Genomic DNA, 25,225 nt, shown 5'->3' with positions numbered 1-25,225 from the left:
GATGTGGTTGAGACCTGACGAGATTTACTAGACTGAATCCATGAAGATTGCTCAGCTATTTCGTTTTCCGATCAAGGGCTTGCCCGGCGAAGCAATCGACGCTGGCGCTGTCAGCGTTGGCGGTGGAATACGCGGCGATCGCAGTATCGCATTCACGAACGGAACGGTTGAGGTTCTTGATGGACAGTGGGGCAGCTGCCACAGCTTCACCATCCTAAAAAACAATAAAAGCCTGCAAAAATGGTCTGTGGAATCCAACCCTCCATTTATTACCGTCGCAGCGCCAGATCAAGTGAATGCGTCTTCACTGACATTCGACTCGTCAACGCCTGACGGCGTGGCGGAACTTGGTGCGTACTTGTCAGAGCATCTTCCGACTCAGGGTGCCATCGAGCGCCGAGCAGTATCTATGCCGAAGGGAATGTTCGATTCTCAACGTTCGGGCATTTCCATCATTAATCCCAGGACAGTCGAGCGTCTATCGGTCGCGGGGCAGATTGAGATGGACCCGCGCAGATACCGCGGCAATATATTAGTGGAAGGACTCCCGGCCTTTGCAGAATTTGGACTCATCGGCAAGGTAATACGCATTGGCGAGGCAAGGATTGCAATAACCAAGTCGATTGAGCGGTGTTCGGCCACATCGGTGAATCCGGAAACCACTGAAGTGGATATCAATGGGCCACGGTTGCTTGCCACGCACTTTGGTCATTTGCATTGCGGTATCTACGGAACGGTTCTCGAGCCCGGAACGCTTGAAGTGGGCGACGAGATTAAGATTGAAATGCCAAGCGAGGATATTTCAAACCTAGTTCCCGCGAAGCGTTCGCCTCGATATGCGACAGTCCAAAAAACCACCAAGGTCTCTTCAGACCTAGTCGAAATTACTTTGAGCGACACATTCGGTTGGTTCAAGGAGCGCGACGAGGCTGGAACGTATCTTAGGGTTCACTTCTCGGATCCTGCTTGGCGAAACTACACGGTCACCGCCGTTGACGAGCAGAACGTCACCATAGCCGTAAGGATTCAAGGAGCAGTCTCTGCGAAACTGTCGCAACTTGAACCAGGAGAACAACTACTGATATCTGGACCCTACGGGTCGGTGACTGCTGCCAAGGTCCTGCGAGAGCGCACGGCCTTGGTCTCAGCGGGAATTGGGATCACCCCTGTTCTTGGGCTGCTACGTGATCATGAAGCTGCCGCGCAGGTACAGGATCTCCGACTGGTGCACGTTGAGCGTGGCGCCCCGAACGCGCTGTTCTCGGAGGCAAGAGCACTAGCTGGCCGAGGGAATGCTGCGCCTACGGTTCAATATTTTGATAGCACCGTGGCACGTCCGAATCCTGAAGACATCGCCCGCGTAGTCGCAGGCTGTGACAGCGTGGTGATTTGTGGACCTCAATCGTTCACGCAGATGGCTCAGGAGATCTGTCGAGCCGAAGGTATCGAACCGCAGAACATTCACTGCGAGGCCTTTGTCTCACCGCACAAAGATTTCAGCGAGCTATTTCAAGACTTCGCTAACGCAGAGATCAATTGTTTTGACTCTGGAAAACACTTTGAGTGGCAACCAGAACAAGGTGTACTTCTGGATGCGTTGCAGGCTCAAGGGATCGACGCTCCAAGCTCATGCCAAGCCGGATCCTGCGGTCAATGCGCGGTCAAGCTGCTCAAGGGGAGCGTGAGCTATCCGATGGAGCCCAGCGCCACGATACCTGACGGTCACGTTCTAACGTGCGTAGCCGTACCAAGGGAGAACGTGGAGCTGGACATCTAGGAAGCCAAAGCCAAGATTATTTCTTGGTCCCAAATTCCGGAAGCCGGACCATGCCTTCTTGCGCGACTGTTGCTACGAGCTGACCATCGCGGTTGAAGAATTGCCCGGTGCCAAGTCCTCGTGCCGAGGAAGCCGAAGGGGAGTGGAGGACGTAGAGCAGCCACTCATCAACTCGGAAGTCCCTGTGCCACCACATGGCATGGTCTAGGCTAGCGATGCTCAACCCGGGATGGATCCAGGCTAGTCCATGTGCCTTGAGAATTGGTTCGAGCAGCATGTAGTCGCTGGCGTACGCCAACGCTGCACGGTGCATCGTCGGATCGTCTGGCATCGCCGAAGTCGTCCGCAACCAGACTGCCGTATCGGCACCACGAGTCTCGTCGCCGGAAAGGTAGATGGGCTCGGAGACATGACGAACGTCGAATGGGCGTTCAAAAGCCCATTCCCGGGCTACAGGATGATCCAGATGACCCACAAGTTCAGCTGTGGTTGGCAGGGATTCTGGATCAGGTGCGTTCAGCGGTGCTGGGTCATGATGCTCTAAACCCTGCGCTGGTTCTTGGAACGAGGCGATCATCGAAAGGATGGGATCGCCGTTCTGGTAGGCATGAACTCGGCGTGCGGAGAATGAACGACCATCGCGCAGGCGCTGTACCCCGAAGGTAATGGTCTGCTCAGGGTCGCCGGGGCGAAGGAAATATCCGTGCAAAGAGTGGATAGCGCGAGTGGAATCTACGGTGCGCGATGCGGCCATGACAGATTGAGCCAATACCTGGCCACCGAATACGCGTTTCCGGTTCTGTTTGGGCATGCGACCGACAAAGATATCTTCGTCGGTTCGGGCCTGATTTTCCCCATCCAGATTTAGCAAGTCCAGTAGTGCCTGAGTGGTACCAAGGTCTCCGGTCACGGCATAAACTCCTTGAAGTTCTTTGTAGTGCAGATCTTTACCCAATGTTACTTGAAGGTACCCTCTTCATTGGGCGGACCTGCTTGTACGTAAACTATACGATTACCTGACCAGACTTCACGCCATGAGCTAATTCGTGGAAATTGGGCATGCTCGTCGTGAGAACATTAATCCATGGCAAGCGACGTACTGATTTTTGACGATGTAAATTCCGTCAGTGACCTTTCGAACTTTATTAGTCGAGCCAAGACTATTGAAGATGACGCGGCGCTATTTGTTGCCCGAGGAACCGCGCTGGCCGTTTACGTACCTGTTCTAGTTCCTGCTGAATTGGGCCAGGGTCAATACACCGTTCTAGGCATGCGCGTACACCGGCTGGCTCAGCCGGCTGAGCTAGATGCGAGTTACTCATTGTCTTCAGTGCAGGATCGACTGGCAAGAATGGGGGATAGTTCGGTCGAATTCACCGTGCCACCGGTCGAAGCTACAGCTCGTTGGGCCGGCATTTCTGTGCCGATGTCGCAGTGGGAAGACTCAGGCTCTATTGCCGATGCTGACCTATCCCGGGCCGCCCAAACCGGAATTGATGCAGTTGCTCAAGCGCTGCCAGAGAATCCGGGAAAGCCTGTCATCTCGCAAATTCGCCAACGTGTATGGTCCTCCGAAATTGAGGGACAAGATTCACCCTTGCCACTGGGCGCGGCCTTTGCGATGCATGCGTTGGGCTTCCTGACCAAAGATGGACAGAGCCGAATATTGCGCAGGGGTAGTTGGTACCGCGTGAGCAACGGACGTGGGCACGCGGTAATGCGCCAGTCCTCGTTACTGGGTTAGATCCTCGAAGTTTAAACTAATGGTCTGAAACCAATATTGGTTTCAGACCATTAGTTTTTGAAGCTCCGGATTAGTCCGGTGTATTCAGCATTGAGTGTGCAGCGCGTTCGAAGTAATCTCGAAGCGTCTCAGCGTGCAGTGGAGGCAGGTCCAACTGATCAATGGCCTTGTTCATATGGCCCATCCACACATCGCGGTAGTGCGAGTTTACGATGAAGTTACCATGGCGCATTCGTAGGCGCGGGTGTCCGCGGTGCTCCGAATATGTAGTCGGGCCACCCCAGTATTGTTCAAGGAACAACTGAAGCCGTACCTGTGCTGGATGCAGATCCTTTTCCGGGTACATGGTGCGGAAGTCTTCATCCTGAGCTACAGAATCATAGAAATTCTTGGTCAATTTTGCGAATACTTCTCGGCCGCCTACCTCGTGGTAAAACGTTCCCGGGTACAAAGATGCGTCTACAGGTTGCTCTGCTAGGTCAAGAAACTCTTGGCTTGATGCACCTAAAACGAGAGGTTTGCTGAAAGGATCCTGCTTAACGCTGTGCGGGATTTGCGGGTTTTCACTCATATTCATTCCTCAAGAATTGCTTGGCAGGACCGGTTCATGAAGTACCGGGAAGTTAACAGACCTAGCAATGAAACAAACTTTGTTGGCTTGTTCATGCAGTGAGTTCGCGAGTTCGCGCTGAGATTCATCAGCCAGTCTGACCGCGGGCTTCAGAACTGCTTGCGTGAATTCGCCACTGTTATCAGCATTCAGGCGCAAAGTACCTTGCGCGGTGTCGGTGTAGCCAATAACTTTCAAGCCGTTATTCACCGCAATGTGTAGATACGAAAGCATGTGGCATTGACTCAATGCTGCAAGCAGTAATTGCTCTGGATTCCACCGGTCCTTGTCGCCATGGAAGGTCGGGTCGGCCGTTCCTGGTAGATCTGGAAGACCCGGCGAGCTGACAATATGGTCCCGTCCATAGCTTCGGTAGCTATCAGTTCCAGTTCCGCGGTTGCCGGTCCATTCGAGGCTGACGCGATACTCATGATGCGAAAGATCCATGAAATTATTGTCGCATCTTTAACCAAATGGGGATGCACACATGAGCTTTGAGAGCTCAGCGTGCATCCCCACCTATAGTTCAGCGGTTGTTTTAGAAATCTGCCTGGCGTGCAGCTAGAGCGCGTCGGACATCAGCAGCGGACTCGGTCAACAAGCGGCGTAGTGCTGGATGCTTGTCGCCCAAAGATTCCAAGAAGGCCTGCGTCGTGTCCAAGGTAGCCTGTGACACCTGCGAGCTTGGGTAGAAGCCCAGCACGATCTGCTTAGCCATTTCGTGGGAGAAGTTTTCCCACGCATGGACCAACAATGCGAAGTACTTCTCACCGTATTCAGCGATCAGGGACTTGTCATGAGTGTTGTTGAACCCTGCGATGACGGCGCTTTGCTGATCATTGGACAGCTTCGCTGCGGTTGCCGCTTCAAAGGCTTTGGCCTTGGCTTCTGCTGTTGGGCGTGAAGCTCGGGCGGTGTACCAAGAGGCCTTACCCTTTGCGGTGTCGTCCGTGGCAAGAACTGCATCAATTTGTTCATCGGACAAACGTCCACCGGCACTCAGCGCGATGGTCAAAGACCACTTCAAATCGGTATCAATGACCAGACCGTCCAGTGTCTTGGATCCGTCGAACAGGCTTTGAACTGTATCGAGCTGTTCAGCGCTACGGGAACGGTGCGCAAAGGCCTTGGCAAACTGCAACTGGGCATCTGAACCGGCCTGAGCTTCAGTGGCCAGCTGCCACAAACGATCCGCAGCCTGAATCGAGAGCTCACTGCTATTTTCTGGGGTCACATAGCTATCCAGTGAGGTGTTCAGCTGGCGCAAGAGCACCATGATGACGGACGAGTCAAACTCGTGCCCGATGTTGTTCAGAAGCAACTGGACGTAGGTGCTGGCAGGGGATTCAGCATCACGCACGGAGTCCCACGCAGCGGACCAAACTAGGGTACGAGGCAGGGACTCTTGGAAGTCCTTGAGGTGCTCGGTTGCGGTCGCTAGTGAGCGTTCATCCAGACGAATCTTCGCGTACGTCAGATCATCATCGTTGAGCAGCACCAAGTCAGGCTGAGCGAGCCCAACCAAAGACGAAACCGGGGTCGAGGCACCCGAGATGTCTAGTTCTTCTCGGTGCACATGCTGCAAAGATCCATTTTCGTCAAGGCTGTAGAACCCAACCGCAAGTCGGTGCTGACGCAGGGTTGGGTAGTCGGAAATTGCACTTTGAAGGATGCTGAAGTCGGTGATGATGCCAGTATCATCGGTGCTGATCTGTGCAGTAAGCGTGTTGACACCTGCAGTCTCAAGCCACTGTGCGCCCCAGCCGCTGAGATCGCGACCGCTGGAGGCTTCAAGCTCGGAGAGCAAATCAGGAAGCTCCGTGTTAGACCATGCGTGCTTAGCAAAGTACTGGCGCACGCCTGCCATGAATTCTTCCTGGCCGACAAACGCAACAAGCTGACGCAGGACGCTGGCACCCTTGGCGTAGGTGATGCCATCAAAGTTGACCTCAACATCTTCGAGATCGTTGATTGGTGCCACAATCGGGTGAGTAGAAGGCAACTGATCCTGGCGGTAAGCCCAGTTCTTCTCCAAGGTATTGAACGTGGTCCACGCGCTAGTGAACTCGGTGTTCTGAGCCGCAGCCAAGGTCGACATGAATTCGGCGAAGGACTCATTGAGCCACAGGTCGTTCCACCATTTCATGGTGACGAGGTCGCCAAACCACATGTGCGCCAATTCGTGCAACACGGTGATGGCACGGCGTTCTACCATCGCTCCGGTTGGACGAGAACGGAACACATATTCTTCAAGGAAGGTTACAGCGCCGGCATTTTCCATGGCACCTGCGTTGAATTCAGGCACGAACAGCTGGTCGTACTTCTCAAATGGGTAAGGGGTGCCGAAGTTCTTTTCGTAGAACTCGAAACCTTGACGGGTGATCGTCACGATATTTTCGACGTCCAGGTATTCCATCATGGATGCGCGAGCAAAAACGCCGAGTTCAACGGTACGTCCGCTAGAGGAGACCAGCGAGTCACGGGCTACTTGGTAGGGGCCAGCGATAAGCGCGGTGATGTAGCAGGAAATTCGCTGAGTCGGGGCAAAGGCCCAAGTCGCCGCTTCGCCCTGCTCTTGTGGAGCTGGGGTTGGAGCATTGGAAACAACGTTCCAGTACTTCGGCGCGGTCACCGTGAACTGGAAGGTCGCCTTAAGGTCTGGCTGCTCGAACACGGCGAACATGCGACGGCAATCGGCAACTTCAAACTGGGTATAGAGGTAAACCTCTTGGTCCACTGGGTCGACGAAGCGGTGTAGCCCTTCGCCGGTGTTCATGTACAGCGCGTCTGCATCAATAACCAGGACGTTTTGCTCGGCAAGGTTGGGAAGCTGAATGCGGATGCCATCGGAATGGGTTGCTGGATCTAGCTCGACCCCATTGAGGTTGATCGAGCGCACATTGTCGGTGACAGCATCAATGAAAGTTGAAGCACCTTCGGTAGCGCTAAATCGTACCGTGGTTTTGGACGTGAATACCCGCTCACCGCGGGTGAGGTCCAGGCTAACCTCGTAGCTGTCGACGTTGAGCAGTCGTGCGCGTTCGGTTGCCTCAGCGCGGGTGAGGTTCATTCCTGGCATTGGGTCTCCAGTTCTTGATGAAGTGTGCGTCCGAGACAGTTATGAAACGGATACTGAATATTTGTATATTGTGTCACTTCTGGCGGGGTGTAAAGCAAGCCATCTCTGGAACAATTTACGCAAATGCCCCATATCGCCTAGAAACCTGGTGGCTTGAGTCTCAATCCGTGAGAAATCCTGCCGATATTACTGCCAGATCATCGGAACATGGCAAGGAGCTCATCGGACCTCGCTAAGCTGTATAGGAAAGTAAATGACCCCTCCAAGCTAAAAGAGGCCACAGACTATGCGCGTGCATATTGCTACAGACCATGCCGGATTAGAGCTCAGCGACTACTTGGTGAAGTACTTGACTGGCAAAGGCTATGAAATGGTCAACCATGGTCCAGAGTCGTACGATCCTGAGGATGACTACCCTGCGTTCTGCATCAACGCTGCCAAGGCCGTAGTCAAGGAACAGCGCGAAGGATTGGATTCCCTAGGCATCGTTCTTGGTGGCTCCGGCAACGGTGAGCAGATTGCGGCAAACAAGGTTGAAGGCATTCGTGCCGCCTTGGCCTGGAACTTGGATACCGCCAAGTTGGCGCGTGAGCACAACGATGCCAACGTAATTGCCGTTGGCGGACGCCAGCACTCGGTTGAAGAAGCCGCAGAACTAATCGAAGCTTTCTTGGCTGAGCCGTTTAGCGATGCAGAACGCCACGTACGACGAATCGGCAAGATTGCCTCGTACGAAACCACTGGCGAGGTTATTGACTAGTCGTGCCTGAAGGCCACTCCCTGCACCGACTTGCCCGCCAATTTGACGACGTCTTTGGTGGGCAAGTGGTGCACGTTTCTTCTCCGCAGGGCAGGTTCGCATCTGATGCAGCGCGTATCGATGGCTACGAACTAGAAGTCGCCTTTGCCAAGGGGAAGCAATTGTTCTGTCGCTTCTCCAATGACTTGTACCTCAGAGTTCATCTCGGACTCTACGGTGCGTTTAGCTTTGGGGGAGACGAACACTTCAGCGGTGCTTCTTCCATTGGCGCACCTCGGAAGATTGGCGAGACGGAAACGCGCTCAGAAGTTTGCGCGAGGCAGTATCTTGGACCACCGGAACCTGTGGGTGCAGTCCGAGCGCGGATTGTTTCTGAGCACGGTTGGGCTGATCTGCGAGGACCGACTGCTTGCGAGGTGCTTGAATATCCGCAGGTTCAGAAACATCTAAATAACTTGGGACCGGATCCGCTAGCCCGTGCGGCAAATGAATTTCGGGCCACCAAGTCAGCTGAAGCGCTGCTGGACTCGGACACCGTATTAGCCAGTGGCTACTCTGAGTTTCGGGAGAACCTCTCGAAGACCAAAACGCCCATTGCTGTCGCTTTAATGAATCAAAGCCTGATTAGCGGGGTTGGCAATATCTACCGTGCCGAGTCGTTGTTCCGCAACCGCATCGCCCCCGAGCTACCTGCCAATCAGCTGTCTTCGCAAAAAGCTCGAAAGCTCTGGTACGACATAGTCGCGATCATGGAAGACGGTGTGCGTGATGGAAAAATCATCACGACCTACCCCGAAGATCGACAAGCCGGAATTCCCCTTTGGCCCGATAACGCGTACTACGTATATCAACGCCAGGGACTCGGATGCCGTCGCTGCAGCGGCAACATTGCTTTGACTGAGGTTGCCGCCAGGAAACTTTATTGGTGCCCGAGATGCCAGAAAATGCCGAGAAAGAATTTAGCTCAGTATTGGACGACTTAGGTTGATGAGACGAGCAGAATAGTTTTTCTTCGCCGTGTCGGCGTGTATTGCTTTGAGATGCACAATTCAGATGCTATTCGAGTGCCTCCAAGTGAGAACGGGAATCCCCGATTTGCAAAGCGCATCTTTTATGGTCTAGACTCAATCTTGTTCGAAGCGAGAAAAGCTTCGAAATGGGGATGTAGCTTAATGGTAAAGCCTCAGTCTTCCAAACTGATTACGCGGGTTCGATTCCCGTCATCCCCTCGGACCAAATGCTCCGGCTCTCAATTGAGAGTCGGAGTTTTTTGTCGTGTCGAAGTTTCCGCCTGTGCTGCAGAGTGACTAATCGTGGCTCGTTTTTTGCAGTGCCTGAACCGGCGCCTGTCTGGGTCCGCAGGAGCTGGTGCTAGATCTGACTGCTGTCGGTGCACACGGTACACACGGTGCGCATGGTGCGATCGCCATTACTCTCGAGCCTATTGGCCGGGGGATTGGTGGCACAGCTCAAACTATGAGGCCCCGGGTTCATGCGGTGCATTGGTTATCTAAGGTCCAGTTTGCGAAACATGTCGCCTCCAGCTCCAGCCGGCTGAAGAACTTTTTGCGTCAAAATTCTGTTATTCAACTCACGTGAACCACCTAAGTTTGGCTTCTGACATAAGTAATCACCGTATATCCGCGGATTCACGCGGATATGAATCTTCGACATGCGTGGGTTTCGATTTTGCTTTTGGTTCGAACCCGTGTAACTTAGTTTCTTGTGATCAGCACGGGAAATAAATGATTCCTGAGTTGAACACAGGACGGAAAGTCCAGATGAAGTCGGGTTTTCCAAACTTTATCGGGGTATAGCTCAGCTTGGCTAGAGCGCGCGCTTTGGGAGCGTGAGGTCGCAGGTTCGAATCCTGTTACCCCGACTTTATGGCTGAAGATAATTCAGCCATGAAAATAGATCTGAGTAGTCAGATCACCAGAATCCACAGGATTTACTTCTTGGGTGGATTCACAACCTATCAGTTCGATGCAGCTCACAATGAAAATTGTGAACCAACGGACTTTCGGGGTATAGCTCAGCTTGGCTAGAGCGCGCGCTTTGGGAGCGTGAGGTCGCAGGTTCGAATCCTGTTACCCCGACTTTATGAGTAGAAATTCTTGGATTTCAGCTCATGAAAATTGAGAGCTAAATATTATTTAGATCTTGTGATCACTAGGAACTGTCAAAGGCAACTAGTAAGCATCACAAACGATTAGTGGATACAGGATGACTCGGGTTAGACTGTTCACTGCTAATCGGGGTATAGCTCAGCTTGGCTAGAGCGCGCGCTTTGGGAGCGTGAGGTCGCAGGTTCGAATCCTGTTACCCCGACTCTGTCGAACAACCCCGCAACGCCACCATGTTGCGGGGTTTTTTGCAGATAAAACCTAATCCTTAGACACTCAGGAGTACAACGCTGTGAAGAGCGCCGTTGAAAACGTCAACCCGACTCGGGTGAAGCTAACCGTTGAGGTTCCTTACGAGGAACTGAAGCCCCGCGTCGATGAGGCGTACAAGACCATCGCACAGCAGATCCAGGTTCCAGGCTTCCGTAAGGGCAAGGTTCCAACTCGCATGATCGATCAGCGCGTTGGCCGTGGCTACGTCATCGAAACCGCTGTTAACGAAGGTCTGAACGACTTCTACCAGCAGGCAATGGTTGAGAACGAGCTGACCCCACTGTCCCGCCCAGAGGTTGATATCACTGAGCTTCCTTCCATCGAGAAGGAAGGCGAAGGCCAGCTGGTCTTCACCCTCGAAGTTGATATCCGTCCGAAGGTTGAACTTCCGGACTACAAGGGCCTCGAAGTTTCTGTTGAAGCCAAGGAAGTTGCTGACGAGGACATCGAGAAGGCTCTCGACGACCTTCGCGGTCGCTTCGGCACCCTGAAGGAAGTTGAAGCTCCAGCAGCTGCAGACTCCTTCGTCACCATCGACCTCACCGCAAAGGTTGAGGACGAAGAGGTTGACTCCGCACAGGGCCTGTCGTACCAGATCGGTTCCGGCAACATGCTTGAGGGCATGGACGAGGCTGTTACCGGCCTGTCCGCTGGCGAAGATGCAACCTTCGAAACCACCCTTGCTGGCGGCGAGCACGCTGGCAAGTCCGCAACCGTCAAGGTTGTTATCAACGCTGTCAAGCAGCGCGAACTTCCAGAAGCTAACGATGATTTCGCTCAGCTTGCTTCCGAGTTCGACACCATTGCTGAACTGCGCGAAAACCTTGCTAAGGACGCTGCAGAAGGCAAGACCGTTGAGCAGGGCGTAGAGGCTCGCGAATTGGTTCTGGACAAGCTTGTTGAGCTTGTTGAGGTTCCTGTTCCAGCTTCGGTTATCGACGAGCAGATCGAGCAGCACTTCAACGCTCCTGACGCTGAAGAGGGTCACGACACCGAAGAGCACCGCACCGAGGTTCGCGAAAACACCGAGCGTGCTTTCAAGAACGAAATCATCTTGGATGCAGTTGCAGATGCTGAAGAAGTTGGCGTTGAGCAGTCCGAGCTGATCGATTACATCGTTCAGACCGCAGGTCAGTACGGCATGGAGCCAAACCAGTTCGCTCAGATGCTGGACGGCGCCGGCCAGGTTCCAATGCTTATGGGCGAGGTTCGTCGTCGCAAGGCACTTGCAAAGGTTCTTGAGTTCGCTAAGGTCACCGATTCCAACGGTGAAGCAGTGGACCTGACTTCCTTCGTGAAGCCAGCTGGTGAAGACGAAGCTGCTGCTGAGGTTGAAACCGAAGAAGCAAAGTAGTTTTCACTACTCTCCAATGGCCATTGGCCGCCTCTAAAAGGCGGTCAATGGCCATTTTTGTTCGCTCCCGGCGTGCATCATGCGCCGTGAGCGAAACACGGGCATGAAACGTCCCATGAAAGCCTTGAAGTAAGTAATCTCAAAGTAACCAGTTGCAGCTTTGGGATTAGAAATAAAAATTCCAGAATCTGATCTACACGTTTGGAAGAGGTAGAGAACATGTCAAATGATTCGCGCACTCCTACGATGGCCGCCGTTGACCCGGCCAGCCGCGACGACTACATTTACAACCGCTTGCTCAAGGAGCGCATCATCTGGCTGGGCTCCGAAGTCCGCGATGACAATGCGAATGCCATCTGCTCGCAGTTGCTCCTGCTCTCTGCAGAAGATCCTGAGAAGGACATCTACCTGTACATCAACTCCCCAGGTGGTTCGATCACTGCAGGTATGGCCATCTACGACACGATGAACTTCATCCCGAATGATGTTGTCACCGTAGCAACCGGTTTGGCTGCTTCGATGGGACAGTTCCTGCTTTCATCGGGTACCCCAGGCAAGCGCTTCGCGACTCCGAACGCACGTATCCTGATGCACCAGCCTTCCGGTGGCATTGGCGGTACCGCTTCGGACATCAAGATCCAGGCTGAACTGATCATGCACATGAAGAAGGTCATGAGTGAACTGACCGCTGAGCAGACCGGTCAGACCGTGGAGCAGATCCTGATTGATAACCAGCGTGATAAGTGGTTCACCGCTGAAGAAGGTCTGGCATATGGCTTTGTTGACAAGGTTGCTAAGCATGCCGGGTCTGTCACCGGTGGCGGCGGCGTAGAGCCTAAGTAGCCGAGCCCACCACTTCATTCCCAAAGATTTGTCCAAGGAGAAAACCATGAACTTCAATCCTGAAGCCGTAAGTGGCCAGATGCCATCGGCTCGCTATATTCTTCCTCAGTTCGAAGAGCGCACCCCATACGGGTTCAAGCGCCAGGATCCATACGCAAAGCTATTTGAAGACCGCATCATTTTCCTCGGTGCACAGGTCGACGATGCTTCTGCTGATGACGTAATGGCTCAGCTGCTGGTCCTGGAATCCATGGATCCAGAACGAGACGTTACCCTTTACATCAACTCGCCAGGTGGCTCGTTCACCGCGATGACAGCAATTTACGACACGATCCAGTTCATCCGTCCAGAAGTTCAGACGGTTTGCTTGGGTCAGGCAGCTTCCGCAGCTGCAGTGCTGCTGGCCGCCGGTACTCCAGGCAAGCGCCTTGCATTGCCAAACGCTCGTGTGCTGATCCACCAGCCATCAATGGGTGGCGGCGAACGCGGTACCGCTAGCGATCTGCAGATTCAGGCAGAAGAAGTCATGCGCATGCGTTCATGGCTAGAAGAAACTCTTGCTTCGCATTCGGGCCAGGCAGTAGAGAAGGTTCGTGACGACGTTGAGCGTGACTTGTTCATGACTGCTTCGGAAGCTAAGGCCTACGGCATCGTGGATGAAGTACTGACTCCACGTAAGCTAAACCGTGCTCAGCTGGGTAGCTAGCACTTAAACGGAATAATCCCCGATGAATGGCGGTTTACCCAAGGACGCCACTTTACGAAGGTGAAGTGGCGCAACACAGGTAAACCGCCATATTCATCTAATTTGGGGTACAACTAGCCTAGAATTGAGTAAGTCCACAGCTACTCAAGTAAACGGGAGAATGGTGCGATGGGACGCATGGGTGAAGGCTCAGATCTACTGAAATGCTCTTTCTGCGGGAAGAGTCAAAAGCAGGTTAAGAAGCTAATTGCAGGCCATGGTGTTTACATCTGTACTGAATGCATCGAGCTTTGCAACGAAATCATTGCGGAGGAGTTTGCAGAGGAGCAGGTGCATGAGGAATTCTCCTTAGCCAAGCCTCGCGAAATCTTTAATTCGTTGCAGGAATACGTGATTGGTCAGGAGAACGCTAAGCGCGCTCTCTCGGTGGCTGTTTACAACCACTACAAGCGAATTCACGGAAACCAGGACCATGGTCCCGTGGCTGCGCTGACCAATGATGACCCACTGGACGAAGTTGAAGTCTCCAAGTCGAACATCATGCTCATTGGCCCAACTGGTTGTGGCAAGACTTATCTAGCGCAATCGTTGGCCAAGAAGCTCAACGTGCCTTTTGCTGTAGCCGACGCCACAAGCTTGACTGAAGCTGGCTATGTTGGCGAGGACGTTGAAAACATTCTTCTGAAGCTGCTTCAGGCTGCCGATTACGATGTTAAGAAGGCCGAAACCGGCATCATCTACATCGATGAAATCGACAAGATTTCCCGTAAGAGCGAGAATCCGTCGATCACCCGAGACGTTTCGGGTGAAGGCGTGCAGCAGGCCTTGCTGAAGATCCTCGAAGGAACCATTGCAGCTGTTCCACCACAGGGCGGGCGCAAGCACCCGCATCAAGATTTTATTCAGTTGGACACGACCAACATTCTCTTCATCGTTGCCGGTGCATTCGCCGGACTAGAAGAAATCATTTCTTCCCGCGCCGGTCAGAAGGGTATCGGATTCGGTGCACCCCTCAAGGCACTGAAGAGCGAGACCGCATCGTACTCTGATGTACGGCCTGAAGATCTGCTGAAGTTTGGTTTGATTCCAGAATTCATTGGTCGACTTCCAGTCATCACTACTGTTGAGCACCTGGACAAGGAAGCTCTTGTCAGAGTATTGACCGAACCAAAGAACGCGCTGCTCAAGCAGTACCAGAAGATGTTCCAAATGGACGGCGTCGCTTTGAGCTTCGATCAGTCTGCTCTTGATGCAGTGGCTGAGAAGGCCATCGAACGCGAAACTGGTGCACGTGGTTTGCGCTCAATTCTCGAAGAAACGCTTGGGGGAGTCATGTTTGATCTTCCTAGCCGTGAAGACGTTGCAGAAGTTGTTGTCACCCGTGGCACCGTTCTCGACGGCGAAGAGCCAGCAATGCTCTCACACGCTATGGTGGCCAAGCGCGACAAGAAGTCCGCGTAGTCCGCTAGACAATCGTTAGATTATTTTTCTCAGGAAAGTTGGGATTCCATGGCCGAACGCCAGCACGTTGATTTTTGGTTTGACCCAATCTGCCCATTCGCGTGGGCAACTAGCCGTTGGATCAAAGAAGTAGAAAAAGTACGCGACATTGATGTTACTTGGAACGTCATGAGCCTCTCGGTACTCAACGAGGGCCGCGACCTTCCAGAGGATTACCGTTCCATGATGGACTCCTCGTGGGGCCCAGTGCGCGTTGTCATCAAGGCAGCACAGGAGCATGGCCAAGAAGTTGTTGACGGGCTTTACACCGCAATGGGCGAGCTTCTCCACTATGAGAAGATCACCGATCGAGATGAAGTCATCAAGAAGGCTCTCGAAAAGACTGGTCTTCCTGCTGAACTTGCTGAAGCGGCGCACACTGATGCCAACGACGAGGCCTTGCGTGCAAGCCACGAAAACGGAATTAGCAAGGTCGGCCAGGACGTTGGCACGCCGGTCGTCGCAGTTGATGGCGTAGCGTTCTTCGGTCCAGTAATCACCCGAATTCCAACTGGCGAAGAGGCAGGCAAGCTGTTCGACGCTGCCGCTCAGCTAGCCTCGTTCCCGTACTTCTTCGAAATGAAGCGTACTCGCACCGAGAGCCCAGTTTTCGAGTAAGTCTGACTACCTAGTCATTTGAAGGACGTTTCCTCTTAGCCAGGGAGCGTCCTTCAACGCTTTAGCGAGTTACCGACCATTGCTAAAATGTGTCACTAGTCTTCGGCTTATCAGTGTTGCTAACTGCCGATTCGATCAGCCAAGTCTCCTCGCGAAGGAATTCATCGTGGTCTTTAGCTCGCAGCCTCCACTCTGGCGCCGGGTAGCATCCAGCATTTGTATCATTCTTGGTGTGCTCATTGCTCCCATCTCAATAGGTGGCCTTTGGGCGTCAACTCATATCACTGACACCGATGGGTTCGTAGACACGCTTGGACCGCTGGCCGAGAACCAGGGCTTACAGGATCTCGTGGCGGAGCAAGTCACGGCGTCGATCTCGGATCAGTTGCAGGTTGAAGATCGAATCAAGGCAGTGACCGGTGATGGTCTCTTGTCCCAGTTGATTCCTGCAGAACAATTGGCAGACAAAGCCGATCAGGCGATCGAAGACAGTGCCTTGCGCGTAGTGCAATCCGACAGCTTTGCAGCAACTTGGCAGACGGCATTACGAAGTAGCCATGAAACGACCGACCGGGTATTTACAGAGCCGGATGCCGGAGAGATAGATCAGGCCGGCAAGCTCACCTTCCAGCTCGACGATGTTCTCTCCGGAGTAACAAAGACGCTCAGCGGCATAGGGATTCCGGGCTTGCCCTCGGTTGGGAATTTCTCATGGACCCTGGATCTGGTTCAACAAAACGCCTTACCCGCCCTGCAGAAGATCTATCTCATGATCCAGACACTTGGCCCGTGGGGCATTTACATTAATGCTGCTGTACTTCTAGCTGGAGTTGTTTTAGCTCCCCGGTACTTTTCTAAGGCATGCCTTTGGCTGACCGTGACAACAGGCCTTAGCTACATAGCCCTTAGGACCCTTATCCCTGATTATGTACGAGAACGACTTCTCTCGCACTTCAGTCGGGAGCTAGCGCGGGGAATTTTTGACCAGGTGAGTCACGGTTTATCTATGGCGCTGTTGGTGACCGCAATTGTCTCCGGGATTATTGGTGTCGCCTCTGTGCCGCTCGTTCGGTCTTATAACCGCCACCAGTCAATGGCTCAGATACAGGACCGATAGGCGCTGCTCAGTACGGATCTTGTTCGGTTGTAGGTGCGTGTGGCCGGGGGATGGGTAGTGGTAAGTGTGAATAAGTCCGTTTTTGAACACTAAATCAGGATATTTTTTTCGCTCAGGATCTAGCCCCGACTGACAACAAAGTACCCGATACCGAAGTTTTTGTTTCATAATTCCAGCACAAGGGTGACTGCCACCAATGGTGCCGCGTTGCGTGGCGGTCTAGCAGCGAAAGATCCGGATTTTCGGGCTGAAGTTACCTTGACTCGAAATATCGCAAAGTTTATTTACCGGATCATGGGCCTAGAACAGCGCGATGTCGATAGCTGTGACCAGCATGAGTTACTTCACAATCTGACGCTAATTCGTTGATGTGTCAGTTTTCAGCGGAGGAAAAGATTCCTATGGAATTTGTGTGAAGTGTGTGTTTGACTAATTTGCACGAGTGCTAAAGCACCCCCATCGTTAGTGGCCATGTGCCACTGGACAAGGAGTTATATCGTGCAAGTTCGTACCCTAAAAGCGGATTCATCGAAACTCAAAGGCCGACACAAGTTGGCTGGAGCCGCACTTTTCGCCGGAGCATTGATGCTCTGCACCGCACCGATGGCCACCGCAGCCCCTCACGGATCCAACGACGATATCCAGTCGATTAAGATACCTTCTCAAAAAGCAGATACCGCGATTGATTACTGGACTGCCGATCGAATGAAAGCTGCAAAGAGCGCCGATTCACTCGTCAAAGGAAAATCAGGATCCGCTGCGAAGGTAGACACGGGTAACGCAGCCAAGGTTCCAGGCCATGCAGCCAAGGCCAACGCCGGATCTTTGAAGAGCACCACTGGTGGCAAGACGCGTGCCAACCAGGAGACCCCAGTTTCGCACATCGGCAAAGTCTTCTTCACCCTCGGTGGGGTTGACTACGTTTGCTCCGGCAACGCTGTCGTCTCGTCAAACGAATCCACGGTATCCACTGCCGGTCACTGCTTGAACGAAGGCCCTGGAGCTTTTGCCACGCGTTGGGTCTTCGCACCAGCCTACGAGAACGGCAAGACTCCGTACGGCACTTTCGCTGCGACAGAATTGGTCACCACCTCGCAATGGTCCGGCAGCGGTGACATCACTTACGACACTGGCTTTGCAGTGGTCTCCAACAGCAGTGGAGTCACCCTGACTGACACCGTAGGTGCTTCAGGTGTCGCCTTCAACCAGCCACGAGGTATGGCCTACAAGGCCTACGGTTACCCAGCAGCTTCACCATTCAACGGTGAAACTCTCCAGTCCTGCTCAGGCACCGCAACTGATGACCCATTCGGTCAAACTCAGTCACAGGGTATTTCTTGCACCATGACCGGCGGTTCTTCCGGTGGACCATGGTTCTTGGGATCCGGTTCTTCGGGTTACCAGAACTCTGTAAATAGCTTCGGCTACAACACTGTTCGAAACACCATGTTCGGACCATACTGGGGTTCAGTAATCCAGCAGGCTTACCAGAACGCACAGAGCTAAGCGACCAACCGCCGGCGAAAGGAAGCGATGGGGCCTTTCGCCGGACTAGGTCAAAGGAAGTAGGGATGATGCCAAAAGAACACTCGTCAAAGGATGGGAACCAAGTCCCCGCCCAAAGGCATCGCCTAGAAGAAAGCGTCGACGAACAGAAGAAGCACTTCACGGAAGAACGACGTCGTGTTGCTTTGCCCAGAGAGTTGATTCGACCTTCTCCCTCAGGAGACTCGGAGTCCTCATCAGGGGAGTAGTAAGGGCAAAGAAAAGTCCGGTTGTCATTTCCACTAATAGTGGGAATGGCAACCGGACTTTCTTGGCTTGAGACTAAGCTTCTTCGGTTTCAGCCAACTCTACGTTGGTGACGGTAAGCTCGCCTTCAGCTTCAACCAAGGTCAGCTCGCGAGCGTTGGCTGCGGACTTCAAGTCCTCAAAACCAGCACGAAGCTGAGCTACCTGAGCGGCTGGAGCGTGAATTTCTCCGGAGAGAACTTCGGTGCGCTGCTTAACCTTGGCATCGGACTTTGCCTTACGGATACCCGACAGAGCAACGCCAACTAGTGGCAAGATCGCAGGATCCGCGCCTTCAACGGCCGAAGCCAAGTGATCGGTGCTTGGCCACTGGGTCAGGTGAACCGACCCGGTGCGCCACCAACCCCAAACCTCTTCGGTAGCGAATGGCAAGAACGGTGCAAACAGGCGCAGAACGGAGTCCAGTGTGGTGGCTAGAGTTGCCAGCACGCTGGCCTGCTCAGCTTCACCGTGACCGCCGTAGGCACGATCCTTGACCAGCTCAACATAATCGTCGGTGAACGACCAGAAGAATGACTCGGTGATGTCCAACGCACGAGCGTAATCGTAATTATCGAAGGCACGCTTGGCGTCCTCGATCACGGTGGACAGTCGAGCCAACAGTGAACGGTCAAGACCATTGGTGACTACTGCAGCATCGTCGGTGAGGACGTTAGCGTCGGTGGCACCCAAGTTCAGTACGAACTTCGAGGCATTCAGGATCTTGATCGCCAGACGGCGACCGATCTTCATCTGGTTGATCTCGTACGCGGTGTCCGCACCAAGCTTGGCACTGGCAGCCCAGTAACGCACAGCGTCGGCACCAAACTTGTCCAGAACTTCGTTTGGTACTACGACGTTGCCCTTGGACTTGGACATCTTCTTACGGTCTGGATCCAAGATCCAACCCGAAATCGCAGCATGCTTCCACGGTGCGCTATCGTGCAGTGAATCTGCACGAACCGCGGTGGAGAACAGCCAGGTACGAATGATGTCGTGACCCTGTGGGCGCAGATCGAATGGGTAGACCTTCGAGAAGAACTCGTCGTCGCGACCCCAACGGCCAACAATCTGTGGAGTCAGCGAGCTGGTAGCCCAAGTATCAAGAACGTCTGCGTCGCCAATGAAGCCATTGGCCACACCGCGCTGATCCTCGGAGTAACCAGTCGGAGCATCGGCGGCCGGATCAACCGGAAGCTGCTCGATGGTTGGCAGGATTGGAGCGTCGTAGTTTGGTTCGCCATGTTCGTTGACCTGGTACCACACTGGTACTGGGACGCCGAAGAAACGCTGGCGGGAAACCAGCCAGTCACCATTGAGGCCCGAAACCCAGTTTTCGTAGCGCGAGCGCATGAACGACGGGTGGAAATCAATTTCCTTGCCGCGAGCGATCATCTGGTTGCGACGCTCTTCGTCACGGCCACCATTGCGGATGTACCACTGACGTGAGGTGACGATTTCCAAAGGCTTGTCGCCCTTTTCGAAGAAGTTCACCGGACGGGAAATCTTCTTAGGCTCACCGTCAAGTAGGTCTGCTTCGGAGAGCATCTCTACAACGGTTTCCTTAGCCGAGAAGACGGTCTTAGTCGAAATCTGAGCGTAGGCTTCCTTGCCAGCTTCGGTGGTGATCCACTCTGGGGTCTCTGAGAGGATGCGGCCATCACGGCCAACGATCGGACGAGTTGGCAACTGCAATTCACGCCACCAGGTTACGTCGGTCAAGTCGCCGAAGGTGCAAACCATGGCAATGCCTGAACCCTTATCGGCCTGAGCCAATGGGTGTGGATGCACGGTGACTGGAACACCGAAAATTGGCGAGGTAACGGTCTTGCCAAATAGGTGCTGGTAACGCTCGTCATCGGGGTGTGCAACCAAGGCAGCACAAGCAGCAAGCAGTTCCGGGCGGGTGGTCTCGATGAAGACCTGCTCGCCATCTTCTGCATTGAAGGCGTAACGGTAGTAAGCGCCAGGCATCTCGCGGTCTTCGAGTTCTGCCTGTGCCACTGCGGTGCGGAAAGTGACGTCCCACAGGGTTGGAGCTTCGGCCATGTAGGCGTCGCCCTTGTTCAAGTTGTCCAAGAAGGCGCGCTGTGAGGCGGCGCGTGAGTTGTCGTCAATGGTGCGGTAAGTCATGCGCCAGTCCACGGACAGGCCAAGGGTGGTGAAGAGCTGCTCAAAGACCTTTTCGTCTTCAACGGCTAGTTCTTCGCAGACCTCAATGAAGTTCTTACGGCTGATGACATCCCAGTCACGCTGGTTCTTCGCCGGCTTTTCTGGTGGGCGGTAACCCTCGATGTACGGCTTGGTCGGGTCGCAACGGACGCCGAAGTAGTTCTGTACACGGCGCTCGGTTGGAAGTCCGTTGTCATCCCAGCCAAGTGGGTAGAAAACATTCTTGCCAGTCATGCGCTGGTAACGAGCCAAGACGTCGGTCTGGGTGTAGGAGAACATGTGTCCTACGTGCAGGGAACCGGACGCCGTTGGTGGGGGAGTGTCGATGGAGTAGACGGCCTCGCGGGTCGTGTCCTCGTTGAAGTGATAGGTGCCCTCGGTGCGCCACCGGGACGAAAGACGTTCTTCCAAGCCTTCCAAAGCGGGCTTTTCAGGAACGGTAACTGTTGCGGGCGTGTCTGTGCCCAAGTTGTCTTCTGCCATATCCCTATTCTTTCATGTTTTGAGCAGTGCCTTGGCATTCGTTGTCATGGCCTGCGCCACGAAGACTAGGAGTACTTCCGCCCTTTGTTCGCAGGGCTTTGCGCCTAAAGGTAGACGCTTGGTCTACGGCACGTTGATTTGGGCATTTTCAAACTGTGTAACAGAACAAATAATTACCGTGTTGAAACGTAAGAGAAATTCATGCCTTACCAACTGGTAATCAACTAGTCCTACAGTTAGAAGCATGGATAACTTTGAAACTAAAACTCCTCGTTCCGCCGTGGTCACTGGTGCCTCCAGCGGAATTGGTCAAGCAACTGTTCGAGCACTTCGTGATCAGGGGTGGACGGTATTTGCCGTGGCACGCAGGGCTGATCGTTTGGAGGCCCTGGCCAAGGAAACCGGAGCAGTTTCGGTACCTGCTGACGTGAGCGTCCAAACAGATGTTGATGTTCTAGCAAAAACTGTGCAGGTAGCAGGTGGTGCAGACACACTGATTAACTGTGCTGGTGGCGCACGCGGCACCGAGTACTGGGCCGAAGCAGTGGATGAAGATTGGGAATTCATGTGGCAGGCAAATGTCATGGGAACTATGCGCCTGACCCGTGCGTTGCTTCCGCAACTACGCCAAGCTCGTGGCACCGTGCTGAACGTGACCTCAACTGCGGCGTTGGCCAGCTATGAGGGTGGCAGTGGGTACAACGCAGCCAAGGCAGCCGAGCGTGCCATGACCAAAGCGCTCCGTCTTGAGGAAGTTGAAAACGGTATTCGAGTCATCGAAATCTTGCCTGGTCTTGTGCAGACCGAGGAATTTTCGCTTCGACGCCTTGGCAACCAAAGCGCCGCAGACAGTGTTTACGCCGGTGTGGAAAATCCGCTGTCCGCCGAAGACGTTGCCGAGGTGATCCGCTACGCGGTGAGTGCACCAGCCCACGTGAACCTGGATGAAATCGTGATTCGTCCGCAGGCGCAGGCTGCTAACCACAAGCTAATTCGCAACGCGTAACAAACGTTTCGCATCCCACCGGTGAGGACCAACCTAATGAGCCAATCAACCCCGCGCACGATTCACGTTCTTGCAACATCTCATGGCACCGACAACGCCAATGGCCAACAACTGATCCACGATTTACGAGATCAGCTTGAAGCGCTAGCCAAGGAAGAATTGCAGGTTAAGCTCGCTTGGCATGAAGCATATGTCGACGTGCAACAACCGTCGCTGGACGATGTAGTCGCCGCCTTGCCGGATTCCGAACCAGCAGTGATCTTGCCGCTGCTGGTCTCGGACGGAGTACACACAACCTCAGATATTGCACAGGCAGTGCAATCCCGTGAAAACACGGTTGCAGCCGGTCCACTAGGGCCTTTGCCACAATTGGCACAGGTGCTGGCCAGTCGCGCACGACAACATTTGGACAATGATCCGGTACTCGTCTTGGCCGCAGCCGGGACCCGTTTAGAAGTAGGTCAGATTCAGGCGCAAGACCTTGCCAGCCAAATCGCGCAGATTCTGAATCGTGAAGTGCTGGTCGGTTATTGCGCCGGGGCCAAACCACAAATAGCTCAAGTGGTGGACGACGCAATGAAGCGACCGGTGGTTGTACTTAGCTCATTGCTGGCCGACGGGTACTTCCAGCACAAACTCGCTAGCACGGGTGCAGACGTTGTGACAAGACCGCTGTTACCTGACGTAACTATTGCTCAATGTTTCCTTATGCGTCTTAAAGAGACGTTAGAAACGGCCGGTTATGTGACGCCAAATGACGAAGTTCTAACTTCTTAGTCATTGAGCGGTCATATGACCGCACGCGCTTGCTGACCCCATGGGGTAGGTTTCTACGCTTGAATACATGACGCAGACAACCACACCCGCTCGTCCAAAACGGGCGTCAAAGCCCAACGGCCAATGGAAAATCGACGGCACCACGCCGCTGAACGCCAACGAAGAGATGAAGGCCGCCGATAACGGCCTGAATGTGCGTGAACGTATCGAGAACGTTTACTCCAAGCAAGGCTTCGACTCCATTGATCCTGAGGACCTGCACGGACGCTTCCGCTGGTGGGGCCTTTACACCCAGCGTGCCCAGGGCATCCCCGGTGGCAAGACTGCAACGCTGACCCCTGAAGAACTTGAAGATCGCTACTTCATGCTGCGCGTGCGCATCGACGGTGGCGCGCTAACCACTGAGCAGTTGCGCGTCATCGGCCAGATCTCCGTCGACTTCGCCCGCGACACTGCGGATCTGACCGATCGTCAGAACATTCAGCTGCACTGGATCGACGTTGTTGACGTCCCAGAGATCTGGCAGCGACTTGAAGCTGTAGGCCTACACACCACCGAGGCCTGCGGCGACGTGCCGCGCGTCATCCTCGGTTCTCCTGTAGCTGGCATCAGCAAGGACGAACTTATTGATCCAAGCCCGGTGATTGCTGAGATTTCCCGTCGCTACATTGGTCGCCCAGAGTTCGCGAACCTTCCTCGCAAATTCAAAACCGCCATCACCGGCCACCCAAGCCAAGACGTTGTGCACGAAATCAACGACATCGGTTTGATCGCTACGGTTCACCCTGAATTGGGCGCGGGCTATGACCTGTGGGTTGGCGGCGGCTTGTCTGCAAACCCACGCCTAGGCGAACGATTGGGTGCCTTTGTCACCGAAGAGCAAGCTCCCGATGTTTGGGAAGGCGTTGTTTCGATATTCCGTGACTACGGTTTCCGTCGCCTACGCAACCGTGCACGTCTGAAGTTCTTGCTGGCCGAGTGGGGCACCGAAAAGTTCCGTCAGGTGCTGCAGGACGAATACCTCGGATATGAACTTCCTGATGGGCCGTTGCCGGTTCAGCCTGAAGAAGCAGGGGACCACAGCGGAGTACACGAGCAGAAGGATGGCAAGTTCTACATCGGCCTGACCGCTCCGGCCGGACGCGTTTCGGGCTCGTCGCTGATCGCTTTGGCAGATCTGGTGCAGTCCCATGGCTCCACCCGACTGCGCACCACCCCACACCAGAAGATCATTGCCTTGGATATTCCTAAGGACAATGTGAAGGACTTTGTCGGTGCTGCCCGCGAACTGAAGCTTGAGGCCTATCCAAGCCTGTTTAAGCGTTCGGCTATCGCCTGCACCGGCATTGAATTCTGCAAGCTGGCCATTGTGGACACCAAGGACACAACGATTGATGCCGTAGCAAAGATCGAAGATCGTCTTAAAGACCACGAGGGCAAGCTGCCACGTGCACTGAGCCTGCATGTTAATGGTTGCCCGAACTCTTGCGCCCGTATCCAAACCGCTGACATTGGGTTTAAGGGACAGCTGATCACCAATGACCAGGGCGAACAGGTTTCCGGATTCCAGGTACACCTAGGCGGTACCCTTGCCGGTTACGAAAATGGCGAGGCCGCCTTGGGCCGTACCGTGCGAGGCCTGAAGGTCGCCGCCGATGAATTGCCCGAATACGTTGAACGTGTTGTGAAGAACTACTCGGAAACCGCCACCGAAGGTGAATCATTCGCCTCGTGGGCACACCGAGCAGAAGAGGATGAACTGAAATGAGCGAACAGACTCCAACCCGCGCCCGTACCGAAGCCGAACTGCGCGAAATCGCAAAGCTCGGCGCCGAAGAACTGGGATGGGACGCCACCGCGGCCGAGGTTATCGCCTTTGCCGCTAAGCACCTAGATGTTAATGAAGTTGCTGTCGCCTGCTCGATGGCCGATGCGGTTCTTCCACACCTAGTGGCCGAACAACTACCTAAGGTAGATGTGCTCTTCCTCGATACCGGATACCACTTTGTGGAAACCCGCAGCACCCGAGATGAAGTTGCCCGCTCTTTGGACGTCAACGTCGTAGACGTTTTTCCAGAACTCAGCGTTGCTGAACAGGATGAAAAGTACGGCAAGGATCTCTTTGCTAGCAATCCTGCGGCCTGCTGCCAGATGCGCAAGGTTGATCCGCTGGCCAAGTCGCTGGCTGGCTACAGTGCATGGTTTACCGGCGTACGTCGTGACGAAGCGCCAACTCGAACCAACACTGAGCTGATCACTTTTGATGAAAAGCACGGCCTGATCAAGTTCAACCCGCTGGCACCGTGGACCTTTGACGAGCTCATTGACTACGCCACCGAAAAGCAGGTTCCAGTGAACCTCTTGCTCTCTAATGGCTACCCATCCATCGGTTGTGAACCCTGCACCAAGCCAGTTGCTGAGGGCGAAGACCCTCGCGCCGGCCGTTGGGCAGGACTAAACAAGACCGAGTGCGGCATCCACATCTAAGG

20 protein-coding genes and 4 tRNA genes are annotated in these 25,225 nt (G+C 54.0%); 19 read left to right on the top strand and 5 right to left on the bottom strand.

What is annotated here, in order from left to right; genetic code table 11:
* The first annotated feature begins 40 nt into the window (after window positions 1-40).
* Window positions 41-1,777, top strand: a complete 1,737-nt coding sequence (locus EYR88_RS03785; protein WP_131088387.1) for a 2Fe-2S iron-sulfur cluster-binding protein — start codon at window positions 41-43, stop codon at window positions 1,775-1,777.
* 16 nt (window positions 1,778-1,793) lie between these two features.
* Here the strand turns inward: EYR88_RS03785 and EYR88_RS03780 are convergent, their stop codons facing one another.
* The gene (locus EYR88_RS03780; RefSeq protein ID WP_131088386.1) at window positions 1,794-2,687 is read right to left on the bottom strand and encodes an acyl-CoA thioesterase II; all 894 of its coding nucleotides are present in this window, start codon (window positions 2,685-2,687) and stop codon (window positions 1,794-1,796) included.
* Between the two features lie 174 nt (window positions 2,688-2,861).
* Between EYR88_RS03780 and EYR88_RS03775 the strand changes: the two genes are divergently transcribed.
* Complete coding sequence (locus EYR88_RS03775; RefSeq protein ID WP_131088385.1) at window positions 2,862-3,521, top strand: hypothetical protein; 660 nt, start codon at window positions 2,862-2,864, stop codon at window positions 3,519-3,521.
* A 70-nt stretch (window positions 3,522-3,591) separates the two neighbouring features.
* Here EYR88_RS03775 and EYR88_RS03770 read toward each other — a convergent pair whose 3' ends face one another.
* The 3 genes from EYR88_RS03770 to pepN form a co-directional block, all read right to left on the bottom strand.
* Window positions 3,592-4,092 (bottom strand): globin, encoded by a 501-nt coding sequence (locus tag EYR88_RS03770; protein WP_347559254.1) that lies wholly within the window; start codon window positions 4,090-4,092, stop codon window positions 3,592-3,594.
* Window positions 4,093-4,101: 9 nt separating this feature from the next.
* Window positions 4,102-4,578, bottom strand: a complete 477-nt coding sequence (locus EYR88_RS03765) for an OsmC family protein (RefSeq protein WP_131088384.1) — start codon at window positions 4,576-4,578, stop codon at window positions 4,102-4,104.
* A 91-nt stretch (window positions 4,579-4,669) separates the two neighbouring features.
* Window positions 4,670-7,210, bottom strand: a complete 2,541-nt coding sequence (pepN, locus tag EYR88_RS03760) for an aminopeptidase N (protein WP_131088383.1) — start codon at window positions 7,208-7,210, stop codon at window positions 4,670-4,672.
* Between the two features lie 286 nt (window positions 7,211-7,496).
* Here pepN and EYR88_RS03755 point away from each other — a divergent pair, with 286 nt between their 5' ends.
* From EYR88_RS03755 to EYR88_RS03695, 13 genes are all read left to right on the top strand, one after another.
* On the top strand, window positions 7,497-7,970 hold the full coding sequence (locus EYR88_RS03755) for a ribose-5-phosphate isomerase (protein WP_131088382.1): 474 nt from the start codon (window positions 7,497-7,499) through the stop codon (window positions 7,968-7,970).
* Between the two features lie 2 nt (window positions 7,971-7,972).
* Window positions 7,973-8,953, top strand: coding sequence for a DNA glycosylase (locus tag EYR88_RS03750; protein ID WP_131088381.1), 981 nt, complete (start codon window positions 7,973-7,975; stop codon window positions 8,951-8,953).
* A gap of 175 nt (window positions 8,954-9,128) precedes the next feature.
* Window positions 9,129-9,199: transfer RNA gene (locus EYR88_RS03745), tRNA-Gly, on the top strand.
* 578 nt (window positions 9,200-9,777) lie between these two features.
* A tRNA-Pro gene (locus EYR88_RS03740) sits at window positions 9,778-9,852 on the top strand.
* 142 nt (window positions 9,853-9,994) lie between these two features.
* A tRNA-Pro gene (locus tag EYR88_RS03735) sits at window positions 9,995-10,069 on the top strand.
* Window positions 10,070-10,226: 157 nt separating this feature from the next.
* A tRNA-Pro gene (locus EYR88_RS03730) sits at window positions 10,227-10,301 on the top strand.
* Between the two features lie 87 nt (window positions 10,302-10,388).
* Window positions 10,389-11,723 (top strand): trigger factor, encoded by a 1,335-nt coding sequence (tig, locus tag EYR88_RS03725; protein WP_131088380.1) that lies wholly within the window; start codon window positions 10,389-10,391, stop codon window positions 11,721-11,723.
* A 246-nt stretch (window positions 11,724-11,969) separates the two neighbouring features.
* A complete protein-coding gene (locus EYR88_RS03720; RefSeq protein ID WP_131089775.1) occupies window positions 11,970-12,566 on the top strand; it encodes an ATP-dependent Clp protease proteolytic subunit in 597 nt (198 codons plus the stop codon).
* 46 nt (window positions 12,567-12,612) lie between these two features.
* Window positions 12,613-13,272, top strand: coding sequence for an ATP-dependent Clp protease proteolytic subunit (locus EYR88_RS03715; protein WP_131088379.1), 660 nt, complete (start codon window positions 12,613-12,615; stop codon window positions 13,270-13,272).
* A 168-nt stretch (window positions 13,273-13,440) separates the two neighbouring features.
* Window positions 13,441-14,733: an ATP-dependent Clp protease ATP-binding subunit ClpX gene (gene clpX / locus EYR88_RS03710; RefSeq protein WP_131088378.1), complete on the top strand. Its 1,293-nt coding sequence runs from the start codon at window positions 13,441-13,443 to the stop codon at window positions 14,731-14,733.
* Window positions 14,734-14,781: 48 nt separating this feature from the next.
* A complete protein-coding gene (locus EYR88_RS03705) occupies window positions 14,782-15,390 on the top strand; it encodes a DsbA family protein (protein ID WP_131088377.1) in 609 nt (202 codons plus the stop codon).
* A 232-nt stretch (window positions 15,391-15,622) separates the two neighbouring features.
* Window positions 15,623-16,507: a hypothetical protein gene (locus EYR88_RS03700; protein ID WP_131088376.1), complete on the top strand. Its 885-nt coding sequence runs from the start codon at window positions 15,623-15,625 to the stop codon at window positions 16,505-16,507.
* Between the two features lie 498 nt (window positions 16,508-17,005).
* Window positions 17,006-18,013 carry a hypothetical protein gene (locus tag EYR88_RS03695; protein ID WP_131088375.1) on the top strand — a complete coding sequence of 336 codons (1,008 nt, stop codon included), beginning with the start codon at window positions 17,006-17,008 and terminating at the stop codon, window positions 18,011-18,013.
* A gap of 321 nt (window positions 18,014-18,334) precedes the next feature.
* On the opposite strand, the gene valS is transcribed toward EYR88_RS03695, so the two are convergent.
* A complete protein-coding gene (gene valS / locus EYR88_RS03690) occupies window positions 18,335-20,953 on the bottom strand; it encodes a valine--tRNA ligase (RefSeq protein WP_131088374.1) in 2,619 nt (872 codons plus the stop codon).
* Between the two features lie 244 nt (window positions 20,954-21,197).
* Here valS and EYR88_RS03685 point away from each other — a divergent pair, with 244 nt between their 5' ends.
* From EYR88_RS03685 to EYR88_RS03670, 4 genes are all read left to right on the top strand, one after another.
* Complete coding sequence (locus tag EYR88_RS03685; protein WP_131088373.1) at window positions 21,198-21,959, top strand: SDR family oxidoreductase; 762 nt, start codon at window positions 21,198-21,200, stop codon at window positions 21,957-21,959.
* A 36-nt stretch (window positions 21,960-21,995) separates the two neighbouring features.
* On the top strand, window positions 21,996-22,736 hold the full coding sequence (locus EYR88_RS03680) for a CbiX/SirB N-terminal domain-containing protein (protein ID WP_131088372.1): 741 nt from the start codon (window positions 21,996-21,998) through the stop codon (window positions 22,734-22,736).
* A gap of 67 nt (window positions 22,737-22,803) precedes the next feature.
* A complete protein-coding gene (locus EYR88_RS03675) occupies window positions 22,804-24,504 on the top strand; it encodes a nitrite/sulfite reductase (RefSeq protein ID WP_131088371.1) in 1,701 nt (566 codons plus the stop codon).
* The gene (locus EYR88_RS03670) at window positions 24,501-25,223 is read left to right on the top strand and encodes a phosphoadenylyl-sulfate reductase (protein WP_131088370.1); all 723 of its coding nucleotides are present in this window, start codon (window positions 24,501-24,503) and stop codon (window positions 25,221-25,223) included. Before EYR88_RS03675 ends, EYR88_RS03670 begins: the two co-directional genes overlap by 4 nt.
* Window positions 25,224-25,225 lie beyond the last annotated feature (2 nt).

The sequence above is a fragment of the Arthrobacter sp. S41 genome (assembly GCF_004320535.1).
Taxonomy (GTDB): Bacteria; Actinomycetota; Actinomycetes; order Actinomycetales; family Micrococcaceae; genus Glutamicibacter.
Note: the sequence above shows the minus strand (reverse complement) of the source record. Positions and strands in the feature narration are given on the sequence as shown.